The sequence below is a fragment of the Solirubrobacter ginsenosidimutans genome (assembly GCF_027587205.1).
In genome coordinates, this window is the sequence record NZ_JAPDOD010000064.1 from 1 (window position 1) to 11,807 (window position 11,807).

Below are 11,807 nucleotides of genomic sequence, written 5' to 3' on the forward strand. Positions count from 1 at the left end.
AGCTCGCGCTCGCGCTCGGCTACGACGTCGAGGCCGCCCTCGAGTTGCGCGACCCGTGACCTGAACGCGCCGCCGATCGGTCGGCGAACGGCCTGAGGTCATCCGATCGGGATGACGTGCGGGTGCGGTCCGGTCGGCAAGAGTTCGGAGGGGACCCGCCGCGCTTCGTCCGCCGGAGCGCGGCTGACGGCGAGGAAAGGGCATCATGAGCAAGCCGTTCAAGGGCAAGATCAACGTTGACATCCGCGATTCGGTACCTGACTGGTCGCCGTTTGAGCCGCCGAAGGCCCCGGAGGGGGCGCCGAACGTGGTGTACGCGGTGCTCGATGACGTCGGCTTCTCGGCGATGTCCTCGTACGGGGGCCCGATCGAGACGCCGAACATCGACCGGCTCGTGGACGCCGGGGTGCGCTACACGCAGTGGCACACGACGGCGCTGTGCTCGCCGACGCGCTCGTGTCTGCTGACCGGACGCAACCACACTCGCAACGGCATGGCGTGCATCACCGAGTGCGCCAGCGGGTTCCCGAACGCCAACGGCGTGATCCCGCCCGAGAACGGCCAGATCCAGGAGATCCTCGGCGCTCAGGGCTGGAACACGTACATGGTCGGCAAGTGGCATCTGTGCCCCGAGGCGGAGATGAACCTCGCCTCGACGCGGCGCAACTGGCCGACGGGCCGCGGCTTCGAGCGCTTCTACGGGTTCCTCGGAGCGGACACCAACCAGTGGTATCCGGAACTGGTCTATGACAGCCATCCGGTCAACCCGCCGAGCACGCCGGAGGAGGGCTACCACCTGACGGTGGACCTCACCGACAAGGCGCTGGAGTTCATCCGGGACGCCAAGGCGCTGGCACCGGAGAAGCCGTTCTTCCTGTACTACGCGCCGGGCGCGTGCCACGCCCCGCATCACGTCCCCAAGGAATGGGCCGACCGTTTCAAGGGCCGCTTCGACATGGGTTACGAGGCGTTGCGCGTGCAGACGCTCGCACGCCAGAAGGAGCTGGGCGTCGTCCCGGCCAACACGGAGCTTCCGCCGCTGAACCCGATCGGCACGCCCGAGACCCGCACCGGCCCCGACGGCAAGCCCTTCCCGGAGGTCGACTACACGCGCCCGTGGGACTCACTGTCGCCTGAGGAGCAGCGGCTGTTCAGCCGGATGGCGGAGGTCTACGCCGGCTTCCTGGCACACACCGATGCGCAGATCGGGCGGCTGCTGGACTATCTGGAGGAGACGGGCCAGCGCGAGAACACGCTGGTCATCCTGGTGTCCGACAACGGCGCCAGCGGCGAGGGCGGCCCGAACGGGTCGGTCAACGAGAACAAGATCGCCAACGGGATCCCCGACGACATCGCCGAGAACCTCGCGATGCTCGACGATCTCGGCAGCCCCAAGACCTACAACCATTACCCCAACGGCTGGGCGATGGCGTTCAGCGCGCCGTTCAAGATGTGGAAGCGGTACGAGTTCAACGGGGGCAGCTCGGACCCGTGCATCATCTCGTGGCCGAAGGGCATCTCCGCGCAGGGCGAGCTGCGCGAGCAGTACCACCACGCCGTCGATCTCGTCCCGACGATCCTCGACGTGCTCGGCGTGGAGTCCCCGGAGGCGATCGGCGGTCACACGCAGAGCCACTTCGACGGCGTCAGCATGCGCTACAGCTTCGACGCCGCGGCGCTCCCGAGCGCGCGCGCGACGCAGTTCTATTCGATGCTCGGCTCCCGCAGCATCTGGCACGAGGGCTGGAAGGCCGTGACCACGCACCCGACGCTCAGCGGCTGGGGCCACTTCGACCAGGACACCTGGGAGCTCTACCACGTCGACGTCGACCGCTCCGAGCTGCACGACCTCGCCGCCCAAGAGCCGGAGCGCCTGCAGGCGATGGTCAACCTCTGGTATGCCGAGGCCGGTGCCAACGGCGCGTTCCCGCTCGATGACCGCTCGGGCCTGGAGCTGCTCACCACGCCGCGGCCGCAGCTCTCACCGGCGCGCAACCGGTACATCTACTACCCGGGAATCGCCGACGTGCCCGAGTCCCAAGCGGTCAACGTGCGCAATCGCTCGTACGCGATCGCCGCGCTCGTCGACATCCCCGCGCGCGGCAGCAATGGGGCGAGCGGCGCGAACGGGGTGCTGTTCGCCCACGGCTCGCGCTTCGGCGGCCACTCGCTCTACATCAAGGACAACCGCCTGCAGTACGTCTACAGCTTCGTCGGCAGCTTCGAGCAGCAGGTCGTCGCCGACGTGGAACTGCCGACGGGCGATGACCTGATCCTGTCCGCCGCGTTCGACAAGGACGGCGAGGACCCGCCCGGCGTCGCGAACGGCACGCTGTCGCTCTACCACGGCGACGAGAAGGTCGGCGAGGGACGCATCCGCACCCAACCGGGCAAGTTCACGCTCGGCGGCGACGGCCTCTGCATCGGGCGCGACAGCAGCGACCCGGTCACCCAGGACTACTCCGGCGCAGCGCCGTGGGCCTTCACCGGCGGGACGCTCAAGCGCGTCGCCGTCGACGTCAGCGGCGAGCCGTATGTCGACCTCGAACGCGAAGCCGTCGCGATGATGGCTCGCGAATAGCCGCCAGGGCGCATTTCTCCGGCCACGCGAGGGCAGCGCGCCTTGCGTGGCCGTTGCTTCGTCGGGAGCGCGGGCGTAGGGTCGGTGTGACAGCACCACCGACGTACAGAGAGGAGGCCGCCATGTCGCACACCGCGACCGATATCAATCAGGCGGCAGCAGACCTCACCCACGCGTTCAACGACGCCGACTGGGACCGGTTCCGCAGCGGACTGGCCGCCAACGCCGTCTACAGCGAGACGGGCACCGGACGTCGCGTCGAGGGCGTCGACGCCTACCTCGCGCTGTGCAAGGGCTGGAAGGAGGCGATGCCCGACGTCAGCGGAACCATCCGCAAGTCGATCGCCGGAGACGGCACGGTCGCCCAAGAGGTGCTGTGGGAAGGCACGCACACCGGGCCGATGCAGACGCCCGCCGGCACGATCGAGGCGTCCGGTAACCGCGTCAGCGTCCTCGGAACCCTGTGGATCACCTTCGAGGGCGACAAGGCGCGGGAGGTCACCCATCACCTCGACGTCCTCACGGTCCTCCAGCAGGTCGGGGCGCTCCCCGGCTGAAGCAAACGCACAGCGCAGACCGCTGTACGCCGCGGGCGCAGCACCTCCCGCGGCGTACCCGGTCCACGCAGGATCGGCTAGTGCTGGCGCTCGCACCTCCACGGTGAGTGGGAGCGGCACGCCGGCTGGAAGTAGTGGTCGCGGAGATAGCCCGCGACCCTGATCCCCAGTCGGGCGCCCTGCACGTCCGACGAGCGGAAGTGGATGCCGCCCCAGATGCGGGCGTTGATGGACTCTCGGAGCACGTCGGAGAGCCGGTCGAAGCTGCGGGTCGTGCCGGACTTGTTGCTGTGCAGGCTGAAGGGGACCCGGTCGGTGCCGAAGAAGTTGTACAGCGTGGTCAGGATCGAGCCGGCCGCGCAGTTGTGGCCGGACGGGTATTCGGGGAACGGCGGCGTGACGAGCGGGGCCTGCCCGGGCGCCACGGGTGTGGCGGGATCGAACAGCGGCGTCCAGCCGGTGTCGGCCACGGTCAGCGGGTTCCCGTCACCGGCGGCCTCGCGGATGGCGGTGACCGGGCGCCAGAAGTTGTAGCGGTACTTGTTGTTCCAGCAGCCGATCGCCCCGTCGGCCCCGGCGAGGTCCGCCATCGCGAACATCCGCGCGCTGTCGGCGATCGGGAGCGCGCGGTCCGTGGCGATCGTGCGGAAGGCGCGGTTCCAGAGGGCGAAGCCATGGTCCTGCCAGAAGATCGCGGCGTCCGTCTGGTCGGCGGTGCGGGTCGTGCTGTGCAGGGCGCCGACGCTCTTGATCTCGTTGAAGTCGCGAGCATAGGACCGGCTCGTCAGCGGTTTGGGCGGGCCGAGTCGCAGCATCTCGACGCTCGGCACGACGAACGGCCGGACGTTGCCGACCCACGGCGCAGGATCCGGGGCGAACAGCGGCGGCGTCGGCCGATAGACGCCCGGGGTCGTGCCGTACACCGGCGTGAACGGGCCGAAGCGGCCGTCGCCTGAGCGGGCGGCGAGCATGGCGGCCGCGGCCTGGGTGCCGATGGCGATTCCGGCCGCCTTCGCACCCGGTGGTACATCGGCGATGGCGGCCAGCGAGGCGTCGTAGCGCGCTTGCAGCGTCGCGTGCTGGGTGGCGGAGAACAGCCCGTCGAGGACCCCGAACGCCGCGGTGGCGGCGGCCGCGTCCTTGGAGTCGGTCGGGCGCGCCGCGGGCTGGACGAGGTACGGGCGGTGGCCGCGGTCGATGGCGTTGACCGCGTCGTAGACCGCGCCCTGCACCATCGCGAAGCTGAGCTCGGCGGAAGGTGGCGGCTGGCCGGCGGTCGCGACGATCGCCGTCGAGGCGATGTCGTTCCACTCGGTCACGGTGTCGGCGCGTGCCGCCGGCGCGCCGGCGAGCAGGCAGAGCGCGGCCAGCAGGCCGGCGCGAGGAAGAGTGATGTGCATGGCGCGGACGCTTCCGCGCGCCGGTAACTACCCGCTCACGCGCCGGTAATCGGCGCCGCAGACGTTCTCCAGCGGCCGTCCGGGCAGCGCGTCCGCCCACTCCTGGGCGCTCAACTCGTGCCCGCCGACGACGCACGCGTGTCGTTCCCAGGCCTGCGGCGAGGTGTCGAAGCTGATCCCGGGACCCGTGGTCGCGATCGCGTACACGTGCGTCCCGGCCAGCACGACCGACGCGTAGGCGCCGGGGGTGAGCGCCAGCGGCGCGCCGATCGGCTTGTGCGTCGCCGCATCCCACAGGATGACCGTTCCCTCCGCCCCGGCCGTGACCAGCATGCGTCCGTCGCGCGAGAACTGCGCGAACGTGATCCGGTCCGTATGGCCCTCGAAGACCCGGCCGACCGGCTTCCAGGTCTGGGTCGAATAGACCTGTCCGTGGCCGTCGTACTGGCCGACGAAGAGCAGCTGGCCGTCGGGGGAGAACGCGACCGAGCGCGAGAAGTCCCCGTCGCCGGCGAAGTCGCCGATGCCGATGTGCTTGACCAGGTGGCCCGTGGCCACGTCATGGATCTCGGTGCCGCGCTCGTCGGCCGCGATGGCGAGCTGCCGGCCGTTCGGGCTGAACGCGATCAGGGCGGCCCAGGTCCGGGCGCGGAAGCCGGTGAGGCGACGCGTGCGCACGTCCCACACGCGCACCGGCTGCGGCGGACGGCCGGTCCCGAACTCGGCCTCGGCGGCGGCGAGCAGCGTCCCGTCGGGCGAGAAGGCGAGTGCTTGCGAGCCGGCGTGCAGCCCGACCAACTCGCCTGCGGGCGCCAACGTGCGCGCGTCCCACAGGGTCACGCGCCCGCTCGCGCCGGTCGCGGCGAGCAGCCGCCCGTCGTGGCTGAAGGCGATCGACATCGCCTTGCCGACGAGCGCTCGCAGGCGAGCGCGTCGCCGCAGCGTGCCGGTGTCGAGCAGGTCGACCGTTCCGTCGACCTGCGTCAGCGCGAGCGTGCGCCCGCTCGGGCTGATCGCGATCCCGCGCGGCGTGTCGTCGATCGGCGTGAAGTCCGGGCCGACCGCGAAGCGGCGATCGAGGCGCTGGTCGCCCGACAGGTCCCACAGGAGCGTGTGCCGGTCGGCTCCGGTGCTGAGCAGCGTGCGCCCGTCAGGCGAGATGTCAAGCCGTCCGACCTCCCCGACGTGCCCGGGGAAACGCTGCGCGATCGCGCGGCTCGCAACGTCCCAGGCGATCAGCTTGCCCGCCTCGTCCGCGCTCACCAGCGTGCGCGAGTCGGGGGTGAACCGCAGCGCGCTGATCGCCGCCGCGTGCTCCGCGGGCAGCGACTCGACCGCGCCGGAGACGAGGTCGAGCAGTCGCAGTCGCCCGCCCGGACCGCCGAGCGCGTAGTGGCGCCCGTCCGCGCTGACCATGGCGACCTCGTCGCCGAAAGCGAACGTCCGCAATACCGCCGGTCCCCGCGGATCGAGCTCCCACGTCCGGTGCGCGCCGGTCGCGTACAGCCGGCCGCCTCCCGCGCTCAGGGCGCCCGGGCTGGCGTCGAGCGTCAGCCGGCCCGCGATCGCCCCGCTTGCGGGGTCGACGCGATAGAGCACCGGCGGGGGCCCGCCGGGGGTGCCGGCGAGCACGGCCAGCACGCCCGGCAGGTACACGACTTTGGCGTATACGAACGGATCGGTCTTGCTGACTGAAGGGAGTTCGATCCGCAACCGGCGGCGGCCGCTGAGTGGATCGATCAGGTCGACGAGCGGGCGGGACACGTGGGCCGGGTTGACCGAGCCGAGCGCGAGCGTCCGCCCGTCCGGCGAGAAGCTCGCCGACTGGATCAGCCCGCCCTGGATCCAGTAGGGACGGCCGACCGGGAGCCGCGTCGCCGCGTCATAGACGGACAGGTTGCCGCGCTCGTCGCCGAGGGCCATCAGTCGCCCGTCGGGGCTCAGCGCCGTGGCGAACATGCGCCAGCCGGTGTCCACCTCGCCCAGGACCGCCGGGTTGCGCAGCAGCACGGAGAGCAGATTGCTGCGCGTGGTGGGCGAGTCGTCGAGCGCGACGCCGTGGCGGGCGAGCAGCACCGCCCGGTCCAGCCGGTCCTCGTTGACCGCGTCCGCGCCGAGCCGATTCGCGTCGGCGACCACCGCCGAGTGGCGCGCCTGGCCGCGCTGGTGCAGCGCGACGACGCCCGCGCCGAGCGCGACGACGAGCAGCACGGCGAGGCCCGCGAGCAGCGAGCGCAGGCGGCGGTTGGCGCGCCGCTGCGCCTCGGTCTCCCGCTCGGCGGCGGCGAGGCCGGCCTCCAGGAACTCGCGCTCGAGCGGGTTGAGGTCCCCGCGGTGAACGGCGGCCCACTCGAGCGCCGCGGCGAGCCGCGCGCCCCGGTAGAGCTCCCCCGGCTCGCGCCCGGCGCCCGCCCATTCGCGCGCGGCCTCGGTGACGTGCAGGTGCAGCCGGCGGCCTTGGGCGTCGTCGTCGAGCCACCCGCGCAACCGCGGCCACTCGCGCAGCAGCGCTTCGTGAGCGACCTCCGCGGCGCCGTCGTCGACGGTCACGAGCCGGCTGTCCGCGAGCGCGTCGAGCGCTTCCAGTTCCGCCAGCGGGACGCGCCGGCGCACGTCGCCGTCGCCGGCCAGTCGCAAGAGGGTCCGCCGTGCGGCGCGTTGCTCGGGCTCGCTAAGCTGGGTGTACGTGTGCTCCGCCAAGCGGCCGACCGCGCCGCGCACCCCGCCCGTGCGCTCGTAGGCCGCGTGGCGCATCACGAGACCGTCACGCTCGCGCCACTGCTCGAGCAACGCCGCCGAGAGCAGCGGCAGGCCACCCGGCTCGTCGAGCACGTCGGCGATCAGCGCGTCGGTGAGCTCGGGCTCGACGCGCAGCCCGGCGCGCTCGGCCGGAGATTCGATCGCCCGCCGCAGCTCGTCGCGCCGCATCGGCCCGACCAGCACCTGGTGGGCGCCGACCAGCCGGGCGAGCCGCTCGTGCGTCGCGCACCGGCCGTAGAAGTCGGCGCGCACGGCGAGCACGACCTGGCCGTCGTGTTCGACCAGCGCGTCGAGGAAGGCCGTACGCTCGGCGGCGTCGCGGCAGACCGCGAAGACCTCTTCGAACTGGTCGACCACGAGCAGGTCGGCGGCCTGTACCCGCGGGTGCTCGCCGGGGCGCATGACCCGCACCGACCAACGATCCGAGCCGGGGAGCGCGCCGCCCGCCAGCGCGGGCAGCAGCCCCGCGCGCACGGCCGACGACTTGCCGCTCCCGGACGCGCCGACGACGGCGAGCAGGGGCGAGCCGACCAGCCGCGCGACGAGTTCGGCCACCAGCCGCTCGCGGCCGAAGAAGTACGGCGCGTGCGCGGCGTCGAACGGGCTGAGCCCCATATACGGACAGACGGCCGGCGACGGCACGTCGTCCTGGGGCGCCTCCAGTGCCTGGCGCACGAGCACGTCGCCGGCGAGTTCGCGCTCGGCGGCGCGCAGCTCGGCGCGTCCGTTGGCGGCGCGCCCGGCGCTTGCGGCGGCCGCCCATTCGGCCGCCTTGCGACGGGCGGCGCGCGCATCGCCATGGCTCTCGTCGACGATCGCTCCGATCGCCGCGTCGGCGACGCCGTACCCGCGCGCGATCTCGGCGATCGCGTCGTCGCCGAGCGGATCGAGTGCGGGATCGTGGTCGAGGATCGCTTGCTGGAGCGCGCGCAGGCTGCCGTTGGGCTCGACGCCGATCTCCTCGACCAGCGTGTGGTGCGCGCGACGGTAGGTCTCCAGCGCGTCCGCCTGACGCCCGCACCGGTAGAGCGCGAGCATCAGCGCGCCATACAGGCGCTCGCGCAGGGGCTGCTCCGCCACCGCGACTTCGAGCTCCGCGATCAGGTCGGCGTGACGCCCGAGCGTCAGCTCCGCCTCGACCCACGCCTCGAACACCGCCCAGCGGCGCTCGTCGAGCCGCAGGATCTCGGTCTGGGCGAACGGCTCGAACGCCAGGTCGGCAAGCGGCGGGCCGCGCCACAGATCGAGCGCGAGCCGGAGGCACGCGGCCGCCTGCTCGGGCTCGGCCGCACGGCCGCGGGTGACCAGATCCTCGAAGCGGTCGAGGTCGCGCTCCTCGGGGCCCACGTTCAGCCGGTAGGCACTGCCGAGCGTCTCCAGCGGCCCGTCCCGGCCGAGCGCCTGCCGCAGCGCCGAGACCTGGTTGTGCAGCATCTTCGGCGCCGTCGTGGGCGGAGCGGCGCCCCACAGCTCCTCGACCAGCCGGTCGTTTGAGACCAGCACGTTGGCCCGCAGGATCAGCAGCGCCAGGAGCGCACGTTGCCGTCCGGTCCCGATGGCGATCGTCGTGCCTTCGTCGCCGATGACTTCGAGGGGTCCGAGCAGACGGAACTCCAACGGTGAACGCGACCCTACGCCTGGACGGGTCCTCTCACATGAGCGCGCGGTTAGTCGGCCCCGCCCTCAGGCGTCACGCGAAATGCGATTCAACGGCGCCGCAGCGCGGGTGGCAGGACCTGCTCGCCGTAGCTGGTGTCGGCGGGGTTGAGGTTGACTGCGGACTCCGGTCTCGTTGGCGCTCCGCACGGCCTCGAGCCTTAAACGATGAAACCCCCGCATTAGCAGGGGTTTCATTGAATGGAGCTAGCCGGGCTCGAACCGGCGACCTCCTGGGTGCGATCCAGGCACTCTCCCAGCTGAGCTATAGCCCCAAGCCGAGCGGCAGGATTCCGGAACCTGCCGTCCAAGGACCATTGTAGCCAGATGGCGCGAGACGTCCAGTGTGGCGACCCGGCTAGATTGGCCACGCGGCCCCAGCTCAATGACCTTGCTCCATCCCTCCTTTCGCGGCCGTTTGCGGCTCTTCTTCGCCGTGATCGTCGTCGTCCCCATGATCGCGGTGGGGGTCGCGTTGTTCTTCCTGCTCGACGCGGGTGACAACTCGAAGTTCAACTCCTCGCTCGGGACGGCGCAGACGGTCGCACAGCACCTCTTCCAGGAGGCGCGGACGCGCGCGATGACGGCGACCGAGAAGTTGCAGAGCAACGTCGAGCTGGCGACGGCGGTCGATGACGGGGCTCGGCCCGCCATCCAGCGGCAGCTGGAGGCGCAGCGTGAGTCGCTGGGGGCGGAGTGGATCAAGCTCGAGCTCACCGGGCACGAACCGATTCAGGTCGGCACGCCGCTGGCGATCGCGGCGTCGCAGGCGATCCTGCAGGACGCCAAGCAGCAGAGGATCGGGCGGATCACGCTGTCGGTCACGACGGCGCAGGAGTACGCCGACGAGGTGCGGAGCTTGACGGAGGTCGGCTGCCGCGTCGATCGCGGCGACGTCGTGCTCGCGTCGTCCTCGCGCGCGGCTCAGACCGCCAAGTTGCCCGACGGGCAGGGCGAGGACGTCCGCCTGTCCAGCCGCGACTACCGGGTCACGAGTTTCACGGTTCCCGAGCCCGGGATGCAGCCCACGACGGTGCGCCTGATCGCGCAGCTGCCCGCCAACGGCGGCGGCGCGACGATCCTCGTGATCGGCCTCACGCTCGTGTTCCTCGCGATGGCGTTCATCTTCGCGGTGATCGTCAACCGGACGTTGCAGGCCGAGGTCGAGCGGCTGCTGACCGCGGCGCGGCGCCTCGGCCGCGGCGACTTCAGCGTCCAGGTCCCCGCCGAGGGCAACGACGAGTTCGCCGCGCTGGGCAAGGAGTTCAACAACATGGCGCTCCAGCTCGAGGCGCGGCTCGAGGACCTTCGGAGAGAGCGTGGGCGGCTCCAGGAGGCGATCCGGCGCGTGGGCGAGTCGTTCGCGCGCGGGCTGGACCGCGTCGGCGTGCTCGAGATCGTCGTGCAGACCGCGGTCGACGGCTCCGGTGCGTCGTGCGGGCGCGCCACGATGCGCCGCCGCGCGGACGCGCCGATGGAGGAGGTCACCCGCAGCGGGGAGCCCGAGTCCTTCCACCGCGCCCTGCACGCGGCCGAGGCGGCGGTGATGGACGCCGGGCAGGTGGCGGAGATCCAGATCGCGGGCGCGAGCGCGATGGCCGCGCCGCTCAGCGCCACCGAGGCCGGCGACCGGGTGCTCGCGATCGTCTCGGTCGCCCGCGGCGACCGGCCGTTCGCCCCCGCCGAGCGCGAGCTCTTCGCCTACCTGACCAGCCAGGCGGCGGTCAGCGTCGAGAACGTCGATCTGCACGAAACCGTGCAGCGCCAGGCGGTCACCGACGAGCTCACCGGGCTCTTCAATCACCGCCGTTTCCAGGAGGTCATGGCGGCCGAGGTGGAGCGCGCCCGCCGCTATGACGCCGAGATGGGGCTCATCATGCTCGACATCGACAACTTCAAGCGCGTCAACGACACCTACGGTCACATGCAGGGGGACATGGTCCTGCGCGAGGTCGCGCGGGTCCTGCGCCAGTCGGCGCGCGAGATCGACGAACCCGCGCGCTACGGCGGCGAGGAGATGGCGGTCGCGCTCCCGCAGACCGATCTGGACGGGGCGTACCGCTTCGCCGAGCGCGTCCGGCAGCGGATCGAGGCGCTCGAGCTTCCGCTCCTCGACGGCGACGGAATTCTCCGAGTTACCGCATCGTTTGGCGCGGCGTCCCTGTCGAGCGCGCCACAATCTGACAAGGAGGGCCTGGTGGCGGCGGCGGATGCCGCGCTTTACCGGGCGAAACGCTCGGGTAAGAACCGGACGGTCAAGGCCGAGTAGGCTGAAGGGAGACGGCGGCCATGGGACTCCTCGACGACGCCATCCGTGAGCATCTAGAGCTCAAACGCAAGCACGGAGCCAATCCGGACGATGTCGCGCGCCAGGAACAGGAGGCGCTCGGCCCGGGGCAGCGCAACGAGTTCGCGCAGCCTGAGGGCGCCGCGCAGGCGCCGCCTGAAGCCGAACCGGTGGCCGCTCCGGAGCCGGAGGCCGAAGCGCCGCCGGTGTTCGAGGACCCCGCGCCGGTCGACGAGCTCCCCGAGGGCGAGCCCGGCATTCCAGAGGAACCGCCCTCCGCGCAGGCGCCGGGCTATGACGAGGACCCGTGGCTCGACGACGAGCCCGACGAGGTCCCGGCCACCGAGGCTCTGCAGGAGCGTCCGCGGCGAACCGCCGACGGCGAGGACGAGGACGTGCTCGAAGAGACGCCCGACTTCCTCCAGGAGACGCCGGAGCACGACCGCCTGTGGTTTGAGCAGAAGCCTCCGCGCGACTTCGACTGGGATAAATAAACCCCCTTCAAGTTCCGCGCGTCGCCGCCGATGACCCCGATCGTGCCTCCTCCCCCGAGGGAGGCCTCGGAC

The 11,807-nt window shown here is 71.6% G+C and carries 6 protein-coding genes and 1 tRNA gene; 4 read left to right on the forward strand and 3 right to left on the reverse strand.

The window, feature by feature from the left end:
• Positions 1-205: 205 nt before the first annotated feature.
• Both OM076_RS39045 and OM076_RS39050 read left to right on the forward strand, forming a co-directional pair.
• Entirely contained in the window at positions 206-2,581 is a 2,376-nt protein-coding gene (locus OM076_RS39045; protein ID WP_270045610.1) for an arylsulfatase, read from the forward strand.
• Positions 2,582-2,703: 122 nt separating this feature from the next.
• Complete coding sequence (locus OM076_RS39050) at positions 2,704-3,138, forward strand: ester cyclase (protein ID WP_270045611.1); 435 nt, start codon at positions 2,704-2,706, stop codon at positions 3,136-3,138.
• Between the two features lie 77 nt (positions 3,139-3,215).
• On the opposite strand, the gene OM076_RS39055 is transcribed toward OM076_RS39050, so the two are convergent.
• The 3 genes from OM076_RS39055 to OM076_RS39065 form a co-directional block, all read right to left on the reverse strand.
• On the reverse strand, positions 3,216-4,538 hold the full coding sequence (locus OM076_RS39055; protein WP_270045612.1) for a vanadium-dependent haloperoxidase: 1,323 nt from the start codon (positions 4,536-4,538) through the stop codon (positions 3,216-3,218).
• Between the two features lie 27 nt (positions 4,539-4,565).
• The gene (locus OM076_RS39060; RefSeq protein ID WP_270045613.1) at positions 4,566-8,915 is read right to left on the reverse strand and encodes an nSTAND1 domain-containing NTPase; all 4,350 of its coding nucleotides are present in this window, start codon (positions 8,913-8,915) and stop codon (positions 4,566-4,568) included.
• Between the two features lie 241 nt (positions 8,916-9,156).
• Positions 9,157-9,229: transfer RNA gene (locus tag OM076_RS39065), tRNA-Ala, on the reverse strand.
• Positions 9,230-9,372: 143 nt separating this feature from the next.
• On the opposite strand from OM076_RS39065, the gene OM076_RS39070 reads away from it, so the two are divergent.
• Both OM076_RS39070 and OM076_RS39075 read left to right on the forward strand, forming a co-directional pair.
• Positions 9,373-11,223, forward strand: coding sequence for a diguanylate cyclase (locus OM076_RS39070; protein WP_270045614.1), 1,851 nt, complete (start codon positions 9,373-9,375; stop codon positions 11,221-11,223).
• Between the two features lie 20 nt (positions 11,224-11,243).
• Positions 11,244-11,735: a hypothetical protein gene (locus tag OM076_RS39075; protein ID WP_270045615.1), complete on the forward strand. Its 492-nt coding sequence runs from the start codon at positions 11,244-11,246 to the stop codon at positions 11,733-11,735.
• Positions 11,736-11,807 lie beyond the last annotated feature (72 nt).